The sequence below is a fragment of the Arcobacter sp. L genome (assembly GCF_000284235.1).
Taxonomy (GTDB): domain Bacteria; phylum Campylobacterota; class Campylobacteria; order Campylobacterales; family Arcobacteraceae; genus Aliarcobacter; species Aliarcobacter defluvii.
Window position 1 is genome coordinate 2166389 of sequence record NC_017192.1, and the last position, 24298, is coordinate 2190686.

Here is a 24298-nt window from a genome sequence, read left to right on the forward strand (position 1 = left end):
AAAAAAAGGGAAAAAATGAAAACCAATTATTTAAGAAATAAGACTTTTAATTTAGTTGCAACAACTGCAATTTTATTAGCTAATAATGTAACAACTTTACAAGCAGATGAAACAAATATTGCAATAGATCAAATCAATATAGAAGATAGTAGTTACAGTGATTATGAATCTAGAGAAGATTTAAAACTATCAAGTACAAAAAATCTTTATAGGGTTGAAAAAACTGCACAATTTGGTACAGAAGTAATAACACAAGAAGAGATAAAAGCTCAAAATCCAAAAGATATTTTTGATTTATTAAATAAAACTGCTGGATTAGATGTTACTTATCAAGGAAGAAAACATCCATATTTTGTAAATATGAGAGGTGGAGGGAATATCACTTATATTTTAGATGGAGCAATTTTAACTGGTACTGCTGATAGAATTTTAGTAAAACTTCCTATGAGTGCAATTGAAGAGATCCAAATAGTAAAAAGTTCAACATCTTTAACTTTAGCTCCTTCAATAGATATTGGTGCATCAAATAGTGGTTCAGGAAATAGTATTGGATTTATTATAATCAGAACAAAACAACCTAAAAAAACTGAAGGTGTTATTTCTACATACTATGAAAAAAGCGAAAGTCATCCAAGTGCAAATGGTCAAAATATATATGCAGGGACAACTTTTGCTAAATCTGATGATTTAAGTGGATTTGTTGGAGGGATGGTATCAAGATATGATAGACCTAGTAATAATGAATGGTTTGATGGTAGTGATGCAAAATCAGGTATGATAAATGCAGGATTTACTTATAATAAATTAAAAATGAATCTTATGGGTTATAAAGATGAAGGGATGTTTGAATTTCAAAAAGGTGTGGATAAAACAGGAGCTATTAGCACAGTTGAATGGTATTATGACCCTTTAAAAACAACTATTCTTTCACTTGATGGTAATTATGCTTGGAATGAAAATCAAATAACTCTATTTAGTTTATCAAATAGTGAATATAAACATACAGAATATACTCCAAATGCAAAAGATTATGAAGAAAAAACAAAAACATATAGTTTAAGACATAATATGACTTTTGATGATACTTTAATACAACTTGGAGGACAAATAACAAATAGTAAAGGAGATGGTTCTAATTTATCATATACCTATAATTCATATGATACAAGTGTATATGGTGGTGCAATATCTATAGAGCAAGGATTATTTGATAACTCCTTAATTTTAAATGCTGGATATAGAATTGATCAAAAAAAGATTGATCATTCAACATCAGCAAAAAATCAAACTTCCTACAATAATTTAAAAGATGCTAATAACAATAGTGACCTTCCTGAAGCAAAAGTTCTAGCTTTAGGAGCGATGTATAACTTTGACAATATACATTCACTTAGTGTTAGATATTTAAAAGCAAATGAAGGTGGAGGAGATTTTGATTTAATTACAAATGATGGTTCAGAACTTCATGAAGAGAAACAAGATAGGTTTGAAGTTGGAATAGAAGGGAAATATTCAAAAGCTTTTAATCCAATGATAACTTATTTTGATGTTGATATAAAAAATGAAAAAAGTGTTGCAACAGATTCTAGTGGTAATACACTATATTACACTGATTCAAGTGGAAATGAATACTATTATTATAACGAAGAAGACTCAAGAAGAAAAGGTTTAGAATTTGCCATAAAAGGTACAATAAATGGCGCAACAACATATAAACTCTCTTATACAAGAATGTTAGATAACACAACAGATAATGAAGATAGTATTGGTATTGATACACCAAGAGATCTTTACACAGCTATGATAAGTCATACTTGGGATAGTTATACATTTAATGTTTCAGCTAAAAAAGTTAGTGATTATACAAGTTCATCTAGTGCAATGGGAACTTCTACAAATGGTGACTTAGGAGATTATATAAGAGTTGATGCAAATGTTTCAAAAGATTTTAAAATCTTTAATTTTGATTCTATATTTAAACTTTATGGAAGAAATATTACTGATGAAAACTATGCAACTAGATATACAACAGGTTATTACTATGATAGAGGAAGAGTAATAGGTGCTGAATTAAGCCTATTATTTTAAGGCTTTATAATGTTACGTATTTTTATTATAAGTGTGGTTTTTCAAATTATGTTAGTAGCTCAAATAAAAACAGTTATTGATATGTTCAATAAAGAGGTTGAAATTCCCTCAACAGTAAAAAAGATTTATGCTCCATCACCTTATGGCTCACTTGCATTATATGCGATGGATTCATCTTTACTTGCAGGATGGATTTTTGAAATTGATTCAAAAAACTATCCGTATTTAAGTGAAAATATGAAAACTCTTCCAGTTATTGGAAGAGTTTTTGGAACAGGACAAAGAGCAAATTTAGAAGTTTTATTATCCCAACATCCTGATTTAATACTTATGTGGTCGCATAATGATGAAATTTCACAAAAAGAAGAGGAACAACTAAAACTTTTAAACTCCCCAATTATTTATGTAAAGGAAAAAAATCTATTTGATTATCCAAATATTTTTAAATTTTTAGGAGATACTCTCAATTTAGAAAAAAGAGGTGAAGAATTAGCTTCTTATACACAAAATGTTTTTAATAAAGTTGAAAAAACCTTAAAGAAAATTCCCAATGAAAAACGTCCAAAAGTTTATTATGCCCAAGGTGTAGATGGACTTGCAACAGAATGTAATGATTCAATTCATGTGGAACTTTTACAAATTGTAGGAGACGTAAATATTCATAGATGTCAAACTTCAAGCCATAAAGGTTTTGAAAAAATTTCTATGGAAAAAGTTATTCAATACAATCCCGATGTAATACTAATTCAAGAAAAAATATTTTTTGAAAATATAAAAAATTCTGAACTATGGAAAGATATAAAAGCTGTAAAAAATAATAAAGTATTTTTAATTCCTAAAAAACCATTTAATTGGTTTGATAGACCACCTTCATTTATGAGAATTTTGGGACTTCAATGGCTAATGGCAAACTTATATCCAGAGTATTACATATTTAATAAAAATGAAGAAATCAAAAAGTTTTATAAACTATTTTTAAATGTATCAATTACAGATGAACAAATATCAAACATCTTAAATGATTTATAAAAGGAAAATAATGAATGCACATATAAAAGGAGCAAAAGATCCTAAAGGTTTTGACAATATTGTAAAAGAAATTTTCGCACCAATATATCCAGTTATTTCACAACAAATTATAGAAAAAACCTCTTTAGTTGAAGGTAAATGCCTTGATGCAGGTTGTGGAACTGGAGCATTAGGAAGAGCTTTTGCGAAAAAAACAAAAATGCAAATCACATTTTTTGATAAATCACATGAGATGTTAAATCTTTCAAAACAGTATGTAAATGATGAAAATCTATCTAATCGTAGTTCATTTCTATTTGGTGATATTCATGATATTCCTTGTGAAAATGAAAGCTTTGATTTAGTTATAAGTCGTGGCTCAACTCCATTTTGGGATGATTGGTCTAAAGCTTATGATGAAATTTTTAGAATCTTAAAAATTGGAGGTCAAGCTTATATTGGTGGTGGTTTTGGAAACAAAAATCTAAGAAATCAAATACGAAAAAAAATGGAAGAAAAAGAACCAAATTGGAGAAACTCTTTTAAAGATAGATTGGAAGAAAAAAAAGAGACTCTTCCAAAAATCATAAAAGATTTAAAACCAACATATTTTGAAATTATAGATAATGAGAGTGGATTTTGGCTCTATATGAAAAAATAAAAAAAGGATTTTAGATGAAATTTGGATTATTATTACTATTTGAATATGAAGAAGATTTTCAAAATAGTTTAAAAAAACAGCTTGAATTAATAAAACTATATGATGATTTTATAGATACTATTTGGGTAACCGAGCATCATTATAATCCATTGAGGATTAATTCAACTCCTTTGATGTTACTTAATCATCTTGCAACTCATACAAATAAAAACTTAGGAGTTGCAACCCTACTTTTAGGTTTATATGATCCTGTTTACATTAGTGAAAATATATCAATGCTTGGTAATTTAACAAATAGAAAACTTTTCATAGGAATCGCAAAAGGTGGAAGAAGTGAAGTAAAAAATTCTCATTTAAATTTAAATGAAAAACTTGCAAGAAAAAATCTTATAAAAAAATATAAAGTTGTGAAACCTTTACTTGATAATAAAACTATTTCATTTAAGAAAAAAGAATTTTTTATCTCTCCTAAAGTAACTAATAAAATTGAATTTTCTGTTGCTTCTTTACATGATAAATTGATTAAATTTACTGCACAAAATGATTTACCTTTGATGGCTGGACATAAATGGAGTATAAAAAAAATTGAAGATTTAATTTACACTTATCAATCTTTTCACAAAAAAAATCAAAAACCAAAAATCATTCTTTCAAGAATGTTTTGCCCAACAAATGATAAGCAAAATATTATCAGTTCAATCAAAAAAAAGATGCAAAAGCAAAAAGAACTTGTAAAAAAATTTAATAAAAATCATGAAACAAAAATTTTGGATGAAACAATTTTTGATGAGAGTTTGATTGGTTCTTCAAAAGAGATAAAAGAAAAAATTGAGTTTTTTAAAAATCTAGGAATTGAAGAGATTATTTTACGACCTATTTCAGAACAGATTAATTTAAAAGATATTAAAGCAACAATAGAAATAAAAAAGGAAGAAATATTATGATAGATACACTAAAAATTTATATTGAGTATAGCATTATTGGTGTTTTAGCACTTATGAGTTTTTTAACTCTATGGTTTGCTTTTGAAAGATACTTTTTTCTTTCAAAAATAAAACTAGAAGATTATAAAAAAGTTGGTGAATTAGAAAATGATTTAACAAAAAATATCACTACTTTATATACTATTGCTTCAAATGCTCCTTATATTGGACTTTTTGGAACTGTTTGTGGAATAATGATAACTTTTTATAAAATTTCTGAAAGTTCTAATTTTGATACAAATAGTGTGATGATGGGATTAGCTTTAGCTTTAAAAGCAACGGCTTTAGGTATTTTAGTTGCTATTTTTACAACAATCATTTATAACGCAATAGCTAGAAAAATCGATGTTTTAATGGCAAGATGGAGAGATTTAAATGAAAGTTAAAAAATTTGACTCTATGAATGTAATCCCATTTATAGATATTATTCTTGTTTTATTAGCTATTGTTTTAATTTTTTCTACCTTTATTGCACAAGGTAGAATAGAAATAACTCTACCAAAAGCATCTACAAATGAACAAACTGATTTAAAATTTAAAGAGTTAATTATTGATGCAAATGGTCAATTAGTATTTGAAAAAGAAAATCTTGAAATAAAACAATTAAAACAATTACTACAAACTCTTCCAAAAGATACACCTATATCTTTAAAAGCTGATGAAAATACTCCTTTTAAAACTTTTGTACAAATAATAGATATTTTTAAAGAGTTAAAAATGGATAAAATATCTATAATTACAGAGTTACAACGATGAATAATTCACTAAAAGCTTTTATAATTTCTTTGTTAATTCATGCCTCACTATTTGCAATGATATTCAATTTTGAAGAACCAAAGCCAGAAAAGAAAGAGCTTATAATCTTAAATATGAATATGATTCAAAATATATCCCAAGTTCAAAAACAAGAGATTCAACAAATACCAGAAATTGAAAAGAAAATTGAAGAAAAAGTTATAGAACCTGAACCTATAAAAGAACCAACTCCAATAAAAAAAGAGATTCCTAAAAAAATAGAAAAAAAGACTGAAAAACCAAAAATTAAACCTCTAAAAAAAATAGAAGAATCTAAAAAAATGGAAGAAATCACAGAAAAAGTTATAACAAAAGAAGAAATAAAAAAGATTGAAAAAGTTAAAACAGAACCAAACTATCAACAAAAATATCTAGATGACAATCTTGCTAGTATTATTAAAGCTATAAAAAAATATAAAAAATATCCTCTACAAGCTAAAAAAAGAGGAATGACAGGAAAAACCTTAATTCAATGTACAATTACTACAAGTGGAAAACTTATAAATATAAAAATATTAGAAGGCTCAAAACATAATTTGTTGGATGAGAATAGTATAGAAATTTTAACGAAAGCTTCTAAAGAGTTTGTAGCTCCACAAAAAGATGTTACTTTAACCATCCCTTTTAACTACGAATTAAATTAATTTTAAATCATCATATAAATAACATTTAGATGTTATTTATATGAATATGCGAAAAATCAAAAGTTGATTAGATTGTTTCTACACTTTTAGCTTGTTCACCTTTAACACCTGTTCCAATTGAGAAAGTAACTTTTTGACCATCTTCTAATGAAACTCTACCAAATCCACTTTTTTTTACTTCACTATGATGTACGAATAAATCTTTATCACTATCATCTAATTGAATAAATCCAAAACCTTTTTCATTGTTGAACCATTTTACAGTTCCGTTATATCTATCGTTCATAGATTTTCCTTGTTTATTATACTTCTTTTATTAAAAAGTATAAAGTTAATATATATAAAGCTAAAATTGAGTTATTAATTTTTGAGAGTTTTGTATGGTTACTAAAAATCAAGTCAAAGAATTTATTACAATTGGTTATCTTTAAGTTTAGTACTTTATCTGAAAAAAAAAATAAAAGCAAGCTTTTACTCTTTTTTTTAAGAAATATACAAAATTTTAAGCTTTTGCTTCAAAATTTAAAGAAATTGAATTTACACAATGTCTAGTATTCTTAGATGTAAATCCTTCTCCTTCAAAAACATGACCTAAATGTCCTCCACAAGAAGCACAAACTATTTCTATTCTTCTTCCATCTTTATCTAAAATTCTTTTTACTGCACCTTTTATTTCATCATCAAAACTAGGCCAACCACAACCTGATTTAAATTTATCTTCACTTTTATACAAAGGTGCGTTACATTTTTTACATGTAAAAATACCTTCTTCATAAAAATCATTATAAATTCCAGTAAATGGATATTCTGTTCCTTTATTTTCAATTACATATTTTTCTTCTTGAGTTAATTCATTATATTTCATTATATTTTCCTTTTTATTTATCAAATCTTATACTATATTTTATTCCATCTTGAGTTTTTTCTATATTTAATAATCCAAAATTTTTTTCAATAAATACTTTTACTAAATAAAAACCTAAATCAAAATTATCATATTTAAATAAATTTGGAGATGCAAAAAACTTTTTTATTTGAAGTTCATCGTAATTATTTGAATTATCTTCATAAGTTATATAAACTGATTCATCAATATTTTCAAAAGAAATATCTATTATTTTATTTGTAACTAAATTTGCAGATTTAAAACTATCAATTGATTTTGAAATTAATTTAGTAAAAATATGTTTTATTTCATCAAATACAATATTTAATGATATTAAATTATCGCCTTTTATATTTATTTTTATATTCAAATTATTTATTTCATCTCTGTGTAAAAAAAGTGCATTATCTAAAGATACTTTTAAATTCACATCTTCTTTATTTTTATGATTATTAAAGAACTTATGAAAATCACCCATAATTTCATCTAACTTTTTTACTTCTACTAATGTTTTATTGAAAATGTTATCTGATTTAAAATCTTCATTATCCGAAAATTTAAAATCTAAAGATTGTAAATAAAGCCTTATTTTATCAACTGGTTCTTTCCATTGTAAAGAAATCACATCAATAATTGCTGCCATTGCATCTATTTTTGAATGTTGGACTATTATTTCATCTTTATGCCTTAGCTCTTGAACTTGCTCTTTTACCTTTTGATTTAGATTTTTATTCATATGTTCTAATTCTTGCATAACACTTGCTAATTTTAGGTGAACCTCAACTCTTTTAAGTAAAACTTCACTATAAAACGGTTTTGTTATATAGTCAACTGCACCTAATTCAAAACCTTTTACTATATCTTTTTCATCATCTTTTACTGTTAAGAAAATAACTGGTATTTTTTTTGTATTTTCATTAGATTTAATTTTTGAACATACTTGATAACCATCCATAATTGGCATTACAACATCAAGCAAAATCAAATCAAATTGATTTTTTTCCAATAATTCTAAAGCTTTATCTCCATTTTGCGCATAAATTACATTATAATCTCTTAAAATACTCATAGCAACTTGTAAATTTTTAGGGTCGTCATCTACTAATAAAATCTTATTTTCATACTTTTTATGCATCTTTTACCTTTTATAATCTATTAAATTTATCTTCTAATTGTTTAAGTTTTACATATGAATTTGCCTTTGTAATTAACTCTATGTTGATAAAAGGTTTTACTACATAATCAAGTCCACCACTTTCATAGGCTTGTTCTATATCTTGTGTCGAATCTTTTCCTGATAAAAAAATTACTGGAATATTTTTTGTTTTTTCATCACTTTTTAGTTTTGAGCAAACAGCAAAACCATTCATATCAGGCATCATAATATCAAGTAAAATTAAGTCAAAATCATGTTCATTTACAAGTTTCAATGCCATTTCTCCACTTTTTGCATAATACATTTTATGACCTTCATTTTTTAAAATATTCATTGCCATTTGAATATTTTTAGGTACATCATCAACTATCAATATTTTACTTTCCATTTTCAAGTTTTACCTTTAAGTTATCAATTAATTCTATATAAGTATTCATTAAATAATCAACTTTTTCAATATCAAAAGCTTCAATATTTTTTAATAATTCTGAAGAATAATCTTTTAATAAATAGATATCTTTTTGTATAGATAAATCATATAATTTCTGTGCAAATTCTTCAATTAAAGAAAAATCTCCTCCATCTTTAATCTCTTTCCATTCATCTCTTAACTCATTTTCTAATTTTTCAATAACCTCTTGTAGTTTTTTAATATCAATAACTTTATATATATCTTTTTCTAAGAAATCTTCGTTTACAAAATAATATTTTAGATATTTACCTAATTCTTCTATTAAATCATCTAAAATAACAGGTTTTCTTAAATATCCATCAAAACCATATTTTGATACTTTTTCTAAATCTTTTCCCATTACAGAAGCTGTAAGAGCAATCAAAGGAGTATTTTTTAATCTTTCATCATTTTTTATTATCATAGCAGCTTCATACCCATCCATTACAGGCATTCTTAAATCCATAAGTATTAAATCAACACTTATATTTTTTAATTTATTTAAAGCTTCTTGTCCATTATTAGCCATTATCAAATCTATATCATAATCTTTCAGACTTGCTTGTACTAATTTTCTATTCTCTTCTACATCATCAACAACTAATATTTGAGCTTTTTCAAAAGCAATATTTGAAGCTGATAATTTATTTGAAATTATTTCTTCTTCCATAGAACTAACAGGAATATCTCGCAAAATTACTCTAAAAATAGAACCTTTATTTTTTTCACTTTGAACTTCTATTTCACCATTCATCATATGAACAAGTTTGGCACAAATTGCAAGACCTAAACCTGTACCACCATATTTTGCAACATCTTGATTTTTCACTTGTTCAAAAGCATTAAAAATTGATTTTAAATTATTTGCATCTATACCAATTCCTGTATCTTCAACACTAAAAATTAAATCTATTTTACTTTTTATATTATCTTTATATACATTCTCAACTTTTAGTTTTATATGACCTTTTTCTGTAAATTTAATTGCATTTCCAATTAAATTAAAGAGTATTTGTCTTATTCTTACCCCATCCATTATTATATACTTTGGAATTGTTTTATCAATTTCTACAATAAAAGTTATATTTTTGCTTATAATTTTTGAATGAAAAATAGATTCAATTTCTAAAAACATATTTGTAGGATTTATTGATTCTTGTTTTATTTCAAGTTTTCCTGCTTCAATTTTTGAAAGATCTAAAATATCATTTATAATTCTTAATAAAGAATCTCCTCCTTTTTTTATAGAACTCAAATATTCTTTATGTAAAGGATTTTGTATCTCTTTATCTAGAATTTCTGTAAATCCAATAACAGAATTCATAGGAGTTCTTATTTCATGGCTCATATTTGCCAAAAACTCACTCTTTTGTCTAGCAATATTTTCAGCTACGTCTTTTGCTTTTTTTAATTCTTCATTTAAAGAATTTATATTATTTCTCTCTTTTTCTAGCTCTTTTTGGATTTTTTCTTTTTCTTTTATCTCTTGTTTTAGTTTTCTATTCCAATAAAAAATTATGCTTAGAATAATAAAAGATATAACACTTATTTTCCAGATTAAATCATAATCAATATTTTTTCCACTATCAATTTTTATCCATTTTCTATAAATTTCATCTTTTCTATCTTGAGGAATATGTTTTAAAATTTTATTCATAATTGATACTAAAATAATATTATCTTTTTCAACACCAAATCTATATTCAGTGTTGTATCCAGTAATTCCAACTATTTTTAAATTACTTAAACTATATATTTTGCTGTAATAATCAAAAGTTGGAATATCTAATATAAAATAATCTATCATACCTGTAGATAATGCTTTTAATCCTTCTGGTATATCTTTAAAAGTACCAAAAATTTCTAAATCAGGATTATCTCTTTTTATCATTTCAGTTATAAAATGCCCTTCAACCAAACCTAGTGTTTTATTTTTTATATTTTCTAAATCTTTTATAGAACTTATATATCTTTCATTTTTTTTATTTCCAATAATTACAATTTGAGAAGAAAAATATTTTGAAGTAAAATCTAAGATTTTTGACATTGAAGGAGTTATTGTGACAGCATCAAGTATTTTTATTTCTTTATTTTTTAGTAAATTAACAGAATCTTGCCAACTATTTGTATCAAGATGTGAAAAATTAATTCCACTAACTTCTTTTAATAAATTTAACATATCAGGAATAATTCCAACATATTTGCCATCTTCATAAAAAGAAAAAGGTGGCCATTTGGGATCACCAGATAAATATATTATTGGATTTTGTTTTAACCAATCCAATTCTTCTTTTGAAAAATTTATTAATCTTTCTTTTGATTCATTTTCTAATATCCATTTTTTATTTATTTTATCTTTTTCTTCTTCGCTAATACTATCAAGAACTTTTTGAATTATGTCAAATAAAATTTTATTCTCTTTTAAAACTGCTATTGATAACTTTGCACTTTCAAAATCTGATTTCATCTTTATTTCTAAATTTGTAAGTAAATCTTTTTCTATAAAATATGTAACAACAGCCAAATTTCCTAAATAAAAATCTGCTTTTCCATAAGAAATAGCTTTAAAAGCTTCTTCATTTGACTTAACAAAATAAAACTTCATATTAGGAAACATTCTAGATAAATCTTCATATATATAATTGTTTTTTTGAACAGCTACTTTATAATTTTTTATTTCATCAAAAGTATTAAGTTTTAAATCTTTTCTTCCAACAACAACGATTTCAACATCTAAATAAGAATCTGTAAAATTAAGATAACTTTCTCTTTGAGAAGTTTTTGCAGCACAAGCTAATAAATCTAGCTCTTTTTTTTGAATTTTATCTAATACATTTATCCAAGCATCAGAATATATATCAAATCTTAAACCTGTATATTTAGTTATAAGATTTAAATATTCAGAAGAGACTCCTTGATGTTGACCAGTTATATCTATGTAGTCAAAAGGAGGCCAATTTGCATCTACCCCTACTTTTATTTTGGGATTATTTTTTATCCAAGTTAATTCTTCTTTTGTAAAAATTAAATTATTATCTCTTTCAACATTACAGAAAAGCACAGAAACAAATAGTAGTAAAAAAGTTATATATTTCATTTTAAGCCTTTCTTTAAAAGTTAAAACAAAATATTATAACATAAAAAAATATTTTTTAAAAAACTATAAACTCTTCTTCTAAAATTATTTTATTATCAAAAAGTATTCTTCCAAGAAAAACATCTCCAACTTTAAATGAACCAACACCTTTAGGTGTTCCGCTCATTAAAATATCACCATCTTCAAAACTTAAAAATGTTTTTGCTTCATTTATAATCTCATTTGGTTTATTTATCATCAAAGAATAATCACCTTTTTGTTTTAATTCACCATTTATGTAAAGTTCAATTTCTAATTTTGAAATATCTTTATCAAAACTAATAAATTTTGAAAAAACAGCAGCTCCATCAAAAGCCTTTGCTCTTTCCCAAGGTAAACCTTTTGCTTTTAATTTACTTTGAACTTCTCTTAGTGTTAAATCTAAACCAAATCCAACAGCGCTTATTTTATCATCTTCAATTAAAAATGAAATCTCAGCTTCATAATGACAAGAATTTTGATTTTTAGGAAAAATTAATCTATTTGAAACTGCTGAATTTGGTTTAATAAAAAATACCATATCTTCTGGAACTTCGTTATTAAGTTCATTTATATGATCCATATAATTCCTTCCAATACAAACAACTTTTGATGGAATTATTTCAATATCATCTAAAAATATTTTATTCATAATTTTCTCTTCTTTTAAATAAATGTAAGTAACATTTTAATACTTAAAAGCATTAATAAACAAGCAAATACTTTTTTTACAATTCCAACTGGTAAAATATGTACCAATTTAACACCAATTGGTGCAGTTAGAAAACTAAAAAAAGCAACTATTGCAAATGCAGGCAAAGATACATAACCTAAAATTAAATCATCCAAATTTGTGTGAGACCAACCATTTATCATATAACCTAATGTTCCACTTATTGCTATTGGTAAACCAATAGCAGCACTTGTACCTATAGCTTTTTTAAGTTCTACATTTTGCCATAATAAATAGGGAACACTAAGAGAACCTCCACCAATAGAAACCATTGCTGAAATTGCTCCAATTAAAGAACCAGAAAAAAACTGAATAATAGGAGAGAAAAGAGTTCTACTTGGTTTTGGCTTTTTATTTAAAAACATTTGAATAGAAACATATGCCATAAAAACTGAAAAGAATATGGCCAAAAATAACGAACTTAAAATTGAAGCTAAAAAGGTAGCTAAAAATGTTCCTATTAAAACTCCAGGTGCCATCATCTTAACAACATCCCAAAGAACACCTTGTTTTTTATTATGTGCTCTTAAACTAGAGATTGAAGTAATAACAATAGTTGCCATTGAAGTTCCTAGTGCTAAATGTACAACATTTTCACTAGAAATCCCTTGTGCTAAAAATAAAGATGTCAATACTGGAACTATTATTCCACCTCCACCTATTCCTAATAAACCTGCTGCTATCCCTACTATAATACCTAATAAAGCATAAGCAATTAAAAATTCTAATCCAAACATTTAAATACCTAAAATATAATATATATTGATAGAAATTATAACACTGTATTATTATGTTATAACTTATATATAAAAAATATACTGATTATTATATAATTAAAAAAATCTATTATAAGGTTAAAAAATGAAAAATAATTTATTAATTGTTTGGACAAATGGTGATATTGAAGTTGCAAATAAATTTCCACTTTTATACTCTTCTGTTATATTAGATAGAGGATATTGGGAAACAGCCCATTTAATGCTATGGGGACCATCTATTTTATTAGCAAAAAACAATCCACAAATCCAAGAACAACTAAAAAAAATACAAAAAACAGGTGTAAAAATGAGCGCTTGTATTGTCTGTGTAGAAGACTATGAAGCAACTTCTATTTTGGAAGAATTAAATATAGAAATTACTCATACAGGTGAACTTTTAACAAGTGCATTAAAAGATGATACTTATGCTGTTATGACTATTTAATATTTATCAATAACATCTTTTATTAAAACTGAAGTAATTCCCCAAATTACTTCTCCTTCATACTCATAAACCCAAATTTTATGTCTTTTATTTCCCCAAGGTTTTTTATAAGTATCAGGAAGCCCAAGTTCTTCAACAGGGAAAAATATCTCTTTATTTCCATTTTCATCTATTTTATATGGCTGAATTTCATGAGCTAAAGTATACTCTTTTGGTTCATTATCTTTAAAAAAAGAGATAGGAATAACTATCGTTTTTTCAACTTCATTATGATCAATCTTCATATTATTATAAGCTTTTTTCTTAACTCTTGCAACAAAAGATTCAATTATTGCACCAATTGGAGCTACATAAGTATCAAGTTGTCCTAAAATTTTTATATCTTTTTTAGGAATTCCTAACTCTTCATAAGTCTCTCTTAAAGCTGTATCTTTAAAATCTTTATCAACATCTGATTCAAAACCACCACCAGGGAAACAAATATCTCCACCTTGTCTAATATGTGCAGCTCTTTTTTGAAATATCAAATGATATTCACCATCTATTTTTACAAGTGGTATTAATACAGCACTATTAAAAAATCTATCCCTTCCCAAAACATTTGGATGTTTTGGAAGTTTTGATACTAATTTTTTTAAATTATTTTTTTTCATTTATTTTTTCTTTATAGATTTTATAGCATCACACATTGTTCTAATTATTTTTATTAAATTTTTTTCTTCTATTGTATATGCAACTATTGAATAAACAAGTGTTCCAAAAGGTCTTATCCAAACACCATTTTTTACGCAATAATCTTGAATTTCTTGTGCAAAACAATCCTCTTTTAATTCTATTATTCCTATTGCACCTATATTTCTTACATCTTTTACTAAATCTAAACCTTTAATTGTTTCTAATTCTTTTTTAAAAATTTCTTCTATTTTGTTTACTTTTTTTTGCCAAGAAGAACTTAGAAGTAAATCAATGCTAGCATTTGCAACACTACAAGCAAGTGGATTTGCCATAAACGTTGGACCATGCATTAAAACACCAATTTCACTATCAGAGATAGTACCACTTATCTCTTTTGAAGTAATCATAGCAGCCATTGTCATATAACCACCTGTTAAACCTTTTCCAACGGTGATAATATCTGGTTTAATATTTGTCCATTCAAATGCAAACATACGCCCAGTATGACCAAAACCTGTTGCAATTTCATCGAAAATCAATAAAATATTATATTTATCGCAAAGTTCTCTTGCTTTTTCTAAATAACTAGGATTATAAATTCTCATTCCACCTGCACCTTGTACAATTGGTTCAAGAATAAATCCTGCAATTTCCTGATGATGTTTTTCTAAAATATTTTCTAAATCTTTAATCTCTTTTGAACAATCACTATCAAATCCAAGAGCAGGAGCAGTTGTAAAAATATTTTTACTCAAATATGAACCATATATAGAATGCATTGAATTTAAAGGATCACAAACACTCATCGCCCCTAAAGTATCTCCATGATAAGAATGTTCCAATGCCAAAAATTTATACTTATTTAAACCTTTTGCTTTTTGATATAAAATTGCCGTTTTTAATGAAACTTCAACAGAAACTGAACCACTATCACATAAAAAAACTGAATTTAATCCTGTTAATTTTACCAATTTCTCACATAAGATTGAAGCTTGTTCATGAGCTAATCCTCCAAACATTATATGAGGCATAATATCAACTTGTTTTTTTATCGCTTCGTTTAATTTTGGATGATTATAACCATGAATTGCACTCCACCAAGAACTCATACCATCAATTAATTCAACACCTGTTTCTAAAAAAATTGTTGTATTATTTGTTTTTTTTACTGGAAGAATTTTTGTTTTGCTAGGAAGAGCATTATAAGGATGCCAAACGTGTATATTATCTATATCTAACCAATTCAAATAGTTTTCCTATATTTTAATTGGTTAAATTATATCTAAAGATTATTACAAAATTGATAAATCTTTTACACTACGCAATCTAAGATAATTAAAAGTAATGTACCTTTATATTTTTCATTATTATATTCAAACTCAGTATTTGAAATATCAATATACCCATCCATATGTTTATGAATTATTTCTTGACACATATAAAGTCCAATTCCTGTACCTTGATGCTGGTGTTTTGTAGTGAAATATGGTTCAAAAACTTTTTCTATAATTGCAGGAGGAATTCCTCCTGCATTATCCCTTATTTTTATCAAAGCTTTTCCATTTTCTCTTGTAATATCAATAAATATTAATCTATTTCCATTTTCTACTGATAATAATGCATCTTTTGCATTATTAAAAATATTTATCAATACTTGTATTAATTCTGTTTCATATCCATTTACTTTTATATCATTTATATTATAAATTATTTTTATCTTATTTTCTATGAAATTTGCACTTAATAAATCAATTGTTTTTTTACAACATTTTTCTAAATAAAAATCCTCTTTTTCCTTTTGTGGTTTAAAAAAATATCTAAAATCATCTATTGTATTTGACAAATATTTTGATGTATTTAAAATTGAATCAATTGTTTTATAAAAGAACTCATCATCTAAGTCATTAACTTCTTTTTTTAATTTAATTCCACTTGCATTTGTTGTTATTAAAGATAATGGTTGTCTCCATTGATGGGCAATATTTTCTATCATTTGTCCCATAGAAATCATTTTTTGTTGTTGAGATAAAATCCTATCTTTTTTTAGATTTTTTTCAACTTCTTCTTTGATTCTATCTTCTAATTGATTATTTATTTCTTTTAATTTTTTTGTTTTTTCATTAACAACATTTTGTAATTTTTCATTTAATTTTTTTAGAAGTCTTTGTCTATATAAAATTCCTAAAAAAAGTATAAATAAAACAAATGATACTTTCCAAATAATAGAATAATCAAACTCTTTTTTATGTTCAGTAAAAATCCATTTATTTAAAATTTCATTTTTAACTAAATCATCAATACTTAAAACAGCTTTTTGAATTATTCCATACAAAATATTGTCACTGCTATTAATTGCAATTGAAACATCCATTGTCTCATCTAATTTTGCTGAAATGGCAATTTTTGTAAGATATTTTGTTTGTATTTTATACCAAGATGTGGAAATAGTATCTATATGACCAAATGTTTCTTCATTTAAAAGCTTTTTTATTCCTTCATCTATATTTTTAACAGTTACAAAATCTATATTTTTATATTTTTCTTTAAAAGTATTAATAAGTGCAAAATCTTCAACAATTGATATTTTTTTCTTTTTTAAAGAAGATAAATTATTTATAAAAGAAACATCACTCTTTGTCAAAAGAACCAATGGAATACTCAAATAGGATTTCGTAAAATTAAAAAACTTTTCTCTATCTTTAGTCCAAATAGCAGATGATAAGATATCACATTTCTTATTTTTAGCCAATTCTAAAGAATCATGCCAAGTTTCAGTTTCAATCAATTTTATAGGTTTTTTTATTCTACTTTCAATTAAAGAGATATAATCAGCAACAAAACCAACAAATTTTCCATCTTTTATATCACTATAAGGCATAGAATTAGGAACAACACACATATTAATAATATCTCTTTGTTCTAAATACTTTAATTCAGATTCAGAAAAAGTTAAATTTCTTAAATTATTTAAATCAAAAACAAATTTATCTAAATCAATTGGTTTTGGAATTAATCCCATAAGATTATATAAATCATATATTCTTTGTATTTTATCTTTTTTTATTTCTCCTAAATTTACTGTATTAAAATAAGAGAGTTTTCTTAACTCTTTAGCTTCATAAATAAGTTCATCTTTTTTTAAATTTTGAGTATCATATTTATTTATAATAACATTTGAACTCTCTTCAATATTTGAATATGCGTATTCCCAACCTTTTAAAGAGGCTTTTTTAAATAATAAAACTGTGTTTAAATCACTATTTATTAGATTCTCACTTGTATATAACATATCACTATACATATCAAAACCATATCTTTTAGGATCAAAAATATTATATTTTATACCTTCTTTTTGGAGTTCATATGGTGCTTTAGAAATATATCCTGAAATAATGTCTGTTTTTTTGTTTATTAAATCATTAATATTATGAGTATGTTTCATAAACTTTAAATTATCGATTTTTATTTTATTTGAAATTATCATTGCTTTTAAAGATACTTCACTAGCATCATCAATAGTTGTCATAATTTTTTTATTAGAAAAATCATTTATACTATTTATTCCCGAATCCATTGTGCTTATTAAAATCAAAGGAGTTGCCTGAAAAAGAGCATATAAAGCAACTATATTTCTATTTTTAGTTCGTTCTAGTATTAAAGTTTCACGACCAACTGCAAAATCAATTTTTCCATCACTAACTTCTTTAGGAATATCTATTCCAAACTCAAAAGGTTTTATTTCAACATCTAAACCAACTTCTTTATAAAAACCTTTTTCTTTCGCCATATAATAACCAGCAAATTGAAACTGATCAAACCAAGAAAGTTGCAATGTTACTTTTTTTAATTCTTGCGAATAAGATATTGTAGAAATAAATAATAATATATAGAAAAAAGATTTTAAGAATTTTATAAATTTCAAGTTTAACCTCAATATAATTGTTATTGAGTATATCAAAAAATAATTTATAAAGTAAATAAAAAATGTCTAAATTATGACAAAATAAGAAAAGTAATTATCCAAAATAAAACTGATTATCATATATAAATAACTAATTAATAAAAAAAGAGAAAATTGAAAAATAATTTATCAATTTTCTCTTATAAGCAATTTAAATTAAAATTTATTTTTAGTGTAAGAAGTGTCTAATTCCTGAGAAATATAAAGCCATGTCATATTCATCAGCAGCAGCAATAATCTCATCATCTCTGATACTTCCACCTGGTTCAATTACACATTTAACACCAGCAGTTGCAGCTGCATCTATACTATCTCTAAATGGGAAAAATGCTTCAGATGCCAACACTGCACCAGTTACATCAAGTCCCATATCTTCTGCTTTTCTTAAAGCTGCTTTTGATGCATCAACTCTTGAAGTCATACCCATACCAACAGCAACCATTGCAGAATTTTTTACATAAACTACACAATTTGATTTTGTTAAAGAAGCAATTTTATAAGCAATTTCCATATCTTTTACTTCTTGTTCAGTTGCAATTCTTTTTGACATAAGTTTTGAATTTCTTACTTCATCTTCTTGTACTTTATCTGCATCTTGAAATACAAATCCACCATCAACTCTTTTGAAGTCAACTTTATCATTTGCAAGTTCTAAATATTGTGTTCCTTGTTCAAATAATTTGATTCTTTTTTTAGCTTCAAATACTTTAATTGCATCTTCAGTAAAACTTGCAGCAAAAATAACTTCTAAGAAAATTTCATTCATTTTTTCTGCTAATTCTTTATCAACACAACCATTAACAGCAACTACTCCACCAAAAGCAGAAACTGGGTCACATTTTAATGCTTCAACATAAGATTCTAATAATGTATCTTTAATTGCAAATCCACAAGGATTTCCATGTTTAACTATGCAAATAGCTTTTTCTTTTCCAAAAGCAGCAGCAATTCTAGCAGCTCCACTAATATCACCCATATTATTGAAACTTGCTTCTCCTTTTATAGTTTTAAACTTGTTTGTAAATTGTGAATCAAACTCATATAAAGCACCTTTTTGATGTGGATTTTCACCATATCTAGTATCAAATACTTTAGAACCAACAATAAATTGTTTATTTCCAAAACCGTTGTTGAATCTTTTATTCATATAGTTTGCAATCATAGAATCATAAGCAGCTGTATGCTCATATGCTTTAATCATTAAATCTCTTCTAAACTCAACTGTGTTTGTCTCATTTTTTAAATTTTGTAAAACTAAATCATAATCAGCAACATCAGTAACAATAATTACTGAATCAAAGTTTTTAGCAGCACTTCTCACCATTGCTGGTCCACCAATATCAATGTTTTCAATTATTTCTTCAAAATCATCAGTTTTTTCAATAGTTGCTTTAAATGGATACAAATTTACACAAACTAAATCAATACCTTCAACTCCTAGTTCTTTTGCTTGATCAAGATGAGATTGTTTATCACGTCTGTGTAAAATACCCCCGTGAATATACGGATTTAATGTTTTAACTCTTCCTTCAAAACATTCTGGAAATTTTGTAACTTCATTTGCTTCAATTACAGCTATTCCTGCATCTTTTAACTTATTATATGTTCCACCTGTTGAAATAATTTCATAACCCAATGATACTAATTCTTTGGCAAAATTTTCAACACCACTTTTGTCACTTACACTAATTAATGCTCTCAATTTTTTTCCCCAAGTCTTATAATTTTTTGTGATTATACAAAAAAACCAATTAGGACTTGCTTCATCAAAAATTGTATATTTTTTATTTACCAATAAATTATTTTCTGTGATAAAATGGTATTTCTAGCTATTATAAGAGGAGTTTAATATTGGAAAATTTTAAAGATTTGAATCTTCTGTGGATATTAGTTTGTGCATTTTTAGTTTTTATGATGCAACTAGGTTTTGCTTTAATTGAAACAGGTGTTGTTAGAAGTAAAAATACTATTAATGTAGCTATGAAAAATCTTATTGATACTGTTTTTAGTATTATCTTTTTCTGGTTATTTGGTTTTGGAATTATGTTTGGATTAGATAAGTTTGGATTATTTGGAACAACAAATTTTTTAATAGATGGAAAGAATTTTAATATAAATGGATTTTTTTTCTTTCAAGCTATGTTTGCTGCAACTGCAATAACTATTGTATCTGGTGCAGTTGCTGAAAGAATTAAGTTTAATGGTTACATCATAATCTCTATTATTGTAAGTTCCATTATTTATCCTATTTTTGGTCACTGGGCTTGGAATGATAATGGTTGGTTAAATAATTTAGGTTTTATTGATTTTGCAGGTTCAACTGTTGTTCATTCAATTGGTGCGTGGATTGGACTTGCAGGTGCAATAGTTTTAGGTCCTAGACTTGGAAAATTTAGAAAAGGGAAAACAACATATTTTGCTCCAAGTAATCATAATTTTATAGTTTTTGGAGTATTTATACTATTTTTTGCATGGTTTGGTTTTAATGCTGGAAGTTTGTTGTCTTTTGAAACTATTGTAACTTCTATTTTATTAAATACCCTACTTGCTGGTGTATTTGGTGGATTTAGTGCTTGGATTATCACTTTATTTAGTAAAGATAAAGTTGGCGTAGAAATTTTTAGTTTTGGAATAATTGCAGGACTTGTAGGAATTACAGCTGGTTGTTATGAACTAAATGCAATACAATCTGCATTTATTGGTTTTATTTCTTCATTTATAATGCATTTTTCTGATATTTTTTTAACAAAAAAATTAAAAATAGATGATCCATTAAGCGTAGTAAGTATTCATGGCTTTGTTGGCGCTTGGGGAACTATTGCAGTTGGAATTTTTGCTGATTTACCAGAAAATTTCACTAGATTTCATTTTATATATGTTCAAACATTAGGAGTAATTATTGCTTTTTGTTTTGCTTTCACTTTTGGTTTATTAATTTTCTTTTTTCTATATAAAATTAATCTATTAAGAGTTAAAAAAAGACATGAAGTTTTAGGATTAAATAGAAGTGAACATAATGCAAAATTACCTTGGGTTGACACTATACAAAGTATTATACAAATAATGAAAACAGGTAATATTGATAAAAAAATTTATGAAGAAAGAGATACAGAAATTGGAATAGTTTCAAAATTTTTCAATTATTTATTAAATATTTTAAGAGAAAAAAATGCGGAACTTAGAAATTCAAATAAAAATTTAAGTGTCAAAGCATACCATGATAATTTAACAAAAATTTTAAATAGAAATGGACTTTTAAAAAAACTTATGGAAAAAAATAATAAATATACTCTTGCAATAATAGATATAGATAAATTTAAATTAATTAATGATAATTATGGACATGATGTTGGAGATTATGTATTAAAAGATTTAGCAGCATTAATTTCAAGCAAAATTAGAAGTACAGATATTTTTGCTAGATGGGGAGGAGAAGAGTTTGTATTAATTTTAGATACAGCTGATTTACTTCAAGCTCAAAACATTGCTGATAACATAAGAAAAGAAGTTGAAATTTTTAAATTTAAAACTGTTAACAAAGTAACCATTTCAATTGGAATAAGCGAATTTAAAAATAAAAATGATACATTCGAGGATATATTTAAAAAAGCGGATCAAGCCTTATATCAAGCAAAATCTACTGGAAGAAATAAAGTTTATGTCTATTAGGAAATTTTACTTTCCGAATAGACTTTATTTATTATAAATCTTGCTCAATTACTTGTTTGAATCTATTAAAATAGATAAAACTAGCTTTATCTAAATCTTTATAGATATCATTGATAGAAATTTTATCTCCACCAACTTGACCTATTTTGCTACATTCAATATTAAATGATTTTGCTACTTTTTCAAATGCTTCACAGTTTTCAGGTCTTACTTCAACGATAGCTCTACTTAATGATTCAGAGAAAATATCTTTTGAATCATTTAATGAAATAGAGATTTCAATTCCTTTATTACCCACAACTGCCATTTTAGCTGCACTAATTGCAATACCACCAATATTTACATCTTTTGCAGATTTTAATAAACCTAATTTATTTGCTTCAATTACTGTATTCCATAGAGCTAACTCTTTTTCAAAGTTTACTTCAGGGTGAATTCCAGCAACTTTTCCATACATTTTTTTCATATAAAGTGATGCACCAAATTCTGATTTTGTTTCACCTAAAATATATAAAATATTTCCATTTTCTTGCACACTTGATGGTAATACTTTATTTGCATCTTCATTTACTCCAACCATTGCAATTGAAGGTGTTGGGAAAACCCCAACTCCATTTGTTTCATTATAAAGTGAAACATTTCCACCAATTACAGGAGTATTTAATTCTTTACAAGCTTTTTTAATACCTTCACAAGAAGCAGCAAATTGCCACATAACTTCTGGATTCGTTGGATTTCCAAAATTTAAACAATCTGTGATTGCTTTTGGAACAGCACCTGTCATAGCAACATTTCTTCCTGATTCCATAACAGCTGCTGCTGCTCCTAATTCTGGATTAATATAACAAAGTCTTGTATTACAATCTGCACTCATAGAAAGAGCTTTTCCAGTCTCTTTGATTCTTATACTTGAACCATCAAGTTTACCTGGACCTTTAATAGTGTTTGTTTGAACCATTGAATCATATTGAGAATAAACCCAAGATTTATCAACAACTTCCATATCTGAGAATAAATCATCAAATGCAACTTGATTTGAAATTTCTTTATCTAATTTAATATTTTCAATGCCATCTAAATAAGCTGGTTTTTTTGTTGGTCTATCTAAAACTGGTGCTTGTTCACTTACAGGTTGAACAGGAACTTCTGCACATTTTTCACCATGCCAGAATAATTCCATATTTCCAGTTGCAGTTACTTCACCAATAACAGCAACATCTAATTCCCATTTTTCAAAAATATCAATAATTGCTTGTTCACAACCTTTTTTAGCACAAATAAGCATTCTTTCTTGAGACTCAGAAAGCATAAAGTCATAAGGAGTCATTCCCTCTTCACGTGCTGGAACTTTATCTAAATGCATAATCATTCCAGAACCAGATCTTCCAGCCATTTCAAAAGAACTTGAAGTAAGACCAGCAGCTCCCATATCTTGAATACCAACGATTAAATCTGCTTTAAACAGTTCTAAACAAGCTTCAAGTAATAATTTTTCAGTAAATGGATCTCCAACTTGAACTGTTGGTCTTTTTGACTCAGAATCTTCATCAAAAGCTGCACTTGACATTACTGCACCACCTAGACCATCTCGTCCTGTTTTGCTCCCAACATACATTACTGGGTTTCCAATACCCTCAGCTTTTCCATAGAAAATTTCATCTGCTTTTGCTAAACCTAAAGTAAAGGCATTTACAAGGTTGTTCCCAGCATAACACTCTTCAAATGTAGTTTCTCCACCAATTGTTGGAACTCCCATACAATTCCCATATCCACCAATTCCAGCAACAACACCTCTTAATAAAAATCTGTGTTTTTGTGCAGTTTCACTATTTCCTTCAATTGAAGCAAATCTAATTGAGTTCATATTTGCAATTGGCCTTGCTCCCATTGTAAATACATCTCTTAAAATTCCTCCAACACCTGTTGCTGCACCTTGATAAGGCTCAATAAATGATGGATGATTATGTGATTCCATTTTAAATACAGCAGCATATCCATCACCAATGTCAATAACACCAGCATTTTCACCTGGACCTTGAATAACCCAAGGAGCTTTTGTTGGGAAACCATTTAAATATTTTTTACTTGATTTATATGAGCAATGCTCAGACCACATAGCAGAGAAGATACCAATTTCTACATAGTTTGGTTCTCTTCCTAAAATTTCTTTGATATTTTCAAATTCTTCAAGTGTTAAAGAGTGAGCAAGTGCTATCTCTTGAAGGTTCATCTCTTGTTTTTGCATCTTTCGCCTTAAAATATGGTTGTTA

The 24298-nt window shown here is 26.1% G+C and carries 21 protein-coding genes; 9 read left to right on the forward strand and 12 right to left on the reverse strand.

Annotated elements, in window-relative coordinates; genetic code table 11:
• Nucleotides 1-15: 15 nt before the first annotated feature.
• The 7 genes from ABLL_RS10720 to ABLL_RS10750 are packed head-to-tail and all read left to right on the forward strand — an operon-like array spanning nt 16 to nt 6179.
• Nucleotides 16-2088, forward strand: a complete 2073-nt coding sequence (locus tag ABLL_RS10720) for a TonB-dependent receptor plug domain-containing protein (RefSeq protein ID WP_014474825.1) — start codon at nt 16-18, stop codon at nt 2086-2088.
• Nucleotides 2089-2097: 9 nt separating this feature from the next.
• Nucleotides 2098-3117 (forward strand): ABC transporter substrate-binding protein, encoded by a 1020-nt coding sequence (locus ABLL_RS10725; protein WP_102043413.1) that lies wholly within the window; start codon nt 2098-2100, stop codon nt 3115-3117.
• A 10-nt stretch (nt 3118-3127) separates the two neighbouring features.
• Entirely contained in the window at nt 3128-3757 is a 630-nt protein-coding gene (locus ABLL_RS10730) for a class I SAM-dependent methyltransferase (protein ID WP_014474827.1), read from the forward strand.
• 14 nt (nt 3758-3771) lie between these two features.
• Entirely contained in the window at nt 3772-4701 is a 930-nt protein-coding gene (locus ABLL_RS10735) for an LLM class flavin-dependent oxidoreductase (RefSeq protein ID WP_014474828.1), read from the forward strand.
• Nucleotides 4698-5126, forward strand: a complete 429-nt coding sequence (gene exbB, locus ABLL_RS10740; RefSeq protein ID WP_014474829.1) for a TonB-system energizer ExbB — start codon at nt 4698-4700, stop codon at nt 5124-5126. Before ABLL_RS10735 ends, exbB begins: the two co-directional genes overlap by 4 nt.
• The gene (locus ABLL_RS10745; RefSeq protein ID WP_014474830.1) at nt 5116-5496 is read left to right on the forward strand and encodes a biopolymer transporter ExbD; all 381 of its coding nucleotides are present in this window, start codon (nt 5116-5118) and stop codon (nt 5494-5496) included. The genes exbB and ABLL_RS10745 overlap by 11 nt, the downstream gene beginning before the upstream one ends.
• Nucleotides 5493-6179, forward strand: a complete 687-nt coding sequence (locus tag ABLL_RS10750) for an energy transducer TonB (protein WP_014474831.1) — start codon at nt 5493-5495, stop codon at nt 6177-6179. Before ABLL_RS10745 ends, ABLL_RS10750 begins: the two co-directional genes overlap by 4 nt.
• Before the next feature lie 67 nt (nt 6180-6246).
• Here ABLL_RS10750 and ABLL_RS10755 read toward each other — a convergent pair whose 3' ends face one another.
• From ABLL_RS10755 to ABLL_RS10785, 7 genes are all read right to left on the reverse strand, one after another.
• Nucleotides 6247-6465 carry a cold-shock protein gene (locus ABLL_RS10755; RefSeq protein WP_014474832.1) on the reverse strand — a complete coding sequence of 73 codons (219 nt, stop codon included), beginning with the start codon at nt 6463-6465 and terminating at the stop codon, nt 6247-6249.
• A gap of 216 nt (nt 6466-6681) precedes the next feature.
• Nucleotides 6682-7044, reverse strand: a complete 363-nt coding sequence (locus ABLL_RS10760) for a methionine-R-sulfoxide reductase (protein ID WP_014474833.1) — start codon at nt 7042-7044, stop codon at nt 6682-6684.
• Between the two features lie 13 nt (nt 7045-7057).
• Nucleotides 7058-8200: a PleD family two-component system response regulator gene (locus ABLL_RS14775; RefSeq protein WP_014474834.1), complete on the reverse strand. Its 1143-nt coding sequence runs from the start codon at nt 8198-8200 to the stop codon at nt 7058-7060.
• Nucleotides 8201-8210: 10 nt separating this feature from the next.
• A complete protein-coding gene (locus ABLL_RS10770; RefSeq protein ID WP_014474835.1) occupies nt 8211-8609 on the reverse strand; it encodes a response regulator in 399 nt (132 codons plus the stop codon).
• Complete coding sequence (locus ABLL_RS10775) at nt 8599-11769, reverse strand: transporter substrate-binding domain-containing protein (protein ID WP_014474836.1); 3171 nt, start codon at nt 11767-11769, stop codon at nt 8599-8601. Before ABLL_RS10775 ends, ABLL_RS10770 begins: the two co-directional genes overlap by 11 nt.
• 55 nt (nt 11770-11824) lie before the next feature.
• On the reverse strand, nt 11825-12439 hold the full coding sequence (locus tag ABLL_RS10780; RefSeq protein ID WP_014474837.1) for a fumarylacetoacetate hydrolase family protein: 615 nt from the start codon (nt 12437-12439) through the stop codon (nt 11825-11827).
• A 14-nt stretch (nt 12440-12453) separates the two neighbouring features.
• Nucleotides 12454-13257, reverse strand: a complete 804-nt coding sequence (locus ABLL_RS10785) for a sulfite exporter TauE/SafE family protein (protein WP_014474838.1) — start codon at nt 13255-13257, stop codon at nt 12454-12456.
• 124 nt (nt 13258-13381) lie between these two features.
• Here ABLL_RS10785 and ABLL_RS10790 point away from each other — a divergent pair, with 124 nt between their 5' ends.
• Nucleotides 13382-13723, forward strand: coding sequence for a DsrE family protein (locus ABLL_RS10790; RefSeq protein ID WP_014474839.1), 342 nt, complete (start codon nt 13382-13384; stop codon nt 13721-13723).
• On the opposite strand, the gene ABLL_RS10795 is transcribed toward ABLL_RS10790, so the two are convergent.
• The 4 genes from ABLL_RS10795 to purH form a co-directional block, all read right to left on the reverse strand.
• On the reverse strand, nt 13720-14376 hold the full coding sequence (locus ABLL_RS10795; protein ID WP_014474840.1) for a CoA pyrophosphatase: 657 nt from the start codon (nt 14374-14376) through the stop codon (nt 13720-13722). The genes ABLL_RS10790 and ABLL_RS10795 overlap by 4 nt on opposite strands.
• Nucleotides 14377-15645, reverse strand: coding sequence for an adenosylmethionine--8-amino-7-oxononanoate transaminase (gene bioA, locus ABLL_RS10800; protein ID WP_014474841.1), 1269 nt, complete (start codon nt 15643-15645; stop codon nt 14377-14379).
• Between the two features lie 65 nt (nt 15646-15710).
• On the reverse strand, nt 15711-18320 hold the full coding sequence (locus tag ABLL_RS10805; protein ID WP_014474842.1) for an ABC transporter substrate-binding protein: 2610 nt from the start codon (nt 18318-18320) through the stop codon (nt 15711-15713).
• Nucleotides 18321-18528: 208 nt separating this feature from the next.
• Entirely contained in the window at nt 18529-20061 is a 1533-nt protein-coding gene (purH, locus tag ABLL_RS10810; protein WP_041655285.1) for a bifunctional phosphoribosylaminoimidazolecarboxamide formyltransferase/IMP cyclohydrolase, read from the reverse strand.
• A gap of 149 nt (nt 20062-20210) precedes the next feature.
• Here purH and amt point away from each other — a divergent pair, with 149 nt between their 5' ends.
• Complete coding sequence (amt, locus tag ABLL_RS10815; RefSeq protein ID WP_014474844.1) at nt 20211-22028, forward strand: ammonium transporter; 1818 nt, start codon at nt 20211-20213, stop codon at nt 22026-22028.
• A gap of 31 nt (nt 22029-22059) precedes the next feature.
• Here the strand turns inward: amt and purL are convergent, their stop codons facing one another.
• The gene (gene purL, locus ABLL_RS10820; RefSeq protein WP_014474845.1) at nt 22060-24273 is read right to left on the reverse strand and encodes a phosphoribosylformylglycinamidine synthase subunit PurL; all 2214 of its coding nucleotides are present in this window, start codon (nt 24271-24273) and stop codon (nt 22060-22062) included.
• Nucleotides 24274-24298 lie beyond the last annotated feature (25 nt).

What these genes read in the sequence shown, in the direction of transcription:
- ABLL_RS10720 (WP_014474825.1), top strand. Translation starts at nt 16, where the DNA reads ATGAAAACCAATTATTTAAGAAATAAGACTTTTAATTTAGTTGCAACA.
- ABLL_RS10725 (WP_102043413.1), top strand. Translation starts at nt 2,098, where the DNA reads ATGTTACGTATTTTTATTATAAGTGTGGTTTTTCAAATTATGTTAGTA.
- ABLL_RS10730 (WP_014474827.1), top strand. Translation starts at nt 3,128, where the DNA reads ATGAATGCACATATAAAAGGAGCAAAAGATCCTAAAGGTTTTGACAAT.
- ABLL_RS10735 (WP_014474828.1), top strand. Translation starts at nt 3,772, where the DNA reads ATGAAATTTGGATTATTATTACTATTTGAATATGAAGAAGATTTTCAA.
- exbB (WP_014474829.1), top strand. Translation starts at nt 4,698, where the DNA reads ATGATAGATACACTAAAAATTTATATTGAGTATAGCATTATTGGTGTT.
- ABLL_RS10745 (WP_014474830.1), top strand. Translation starts at nt 5,116, where the DNA reads ATGAAAGTTAAAAAATTTGACTCTATGAATGTAATCCCATTTATAGAT.
- ABLL_RS10750 (WP_014474831.1), top strand. Translation starts at nt 5,493, where the DNA reads ATGAATAATTCACTAAAAGCTTTTATAATTTCTTTGTTAATTCATGCC.
- ABLL_RS10755 (WP_014474832.1), bottom strand. Translation starts at nt 6,465, where the DNA reads ATGAACGATAGATATAACGGAACTGTAAAATGGTTCAACAATGAAAAA.
- ABLL_RS10760 (WP_014474833.1), bottom strand. Translation starts at nt 7,044, where the DNA reads ATGAAATATAATGAATTAACTCAAGAAGAAAAATATGTAATTGAAAAT.
- ABLL_RS14775 (WP_014474834.1), bottom strand. Translation starts at nt 8,200, where the DNA reads ATGCATAAAAAGTATGAAAATAAGATTTTATTAGTAGATGACGACCCT.
- ABLL_RS10770 (WP_014474835.1), bottom strand. Translation starts at nt 8,609, where the DNA reads ATGGAAAGTAAAATATTGATAGTTGATGATGTACCTAAAAATATTCAA.
- ABLL_RS10775 (WP_014474836.1), bottom strand. Translation starts at nt 11,769, where the DNA reads ATGAAATATATAACTTTTTTACTACTATTTGTTTCTGTGCTTTTCTGT.
- ABLL_RS10780 (WP_014474837.1), bottom strand. Translation starts at nt 12,439, where the DNA reads ATGAATAAAATATTTTTAGATGATATTGAAATAATTCCATCAAAAGTT.
- ABLL_RS10785 (WP_014474838.1), bottom strand. Translation starts at nt 13,257, where the DNA reads ATGTTTGGATTAGAATTTTTAATTGCTTATGCTTTATTAGGTATTATA.
- ABLL_RS10790 (WP_014474839.1), top strand. Translation starts at nt 13,382, where the DNA reads ATGAAAAATAATTTATTAATTGTTTGGACAAATGGTGATATTGAAGTT.
- ABLL_RS10795 (WP_014474840.1), bottom strand. Translation starts at nt 14,376, where the DNA reads ATGAAAAAAAATAATTTAAAAAAATTAGTATCAAAACTTCCAAAACAT.
- purL (WP_014474845.1), bottom strand. Translation starts at nt 24,273, where the DNA reads ATGCAAAAACAAGAGATGAACCTTCAAGAGATAGCACTTGCTCACTCT.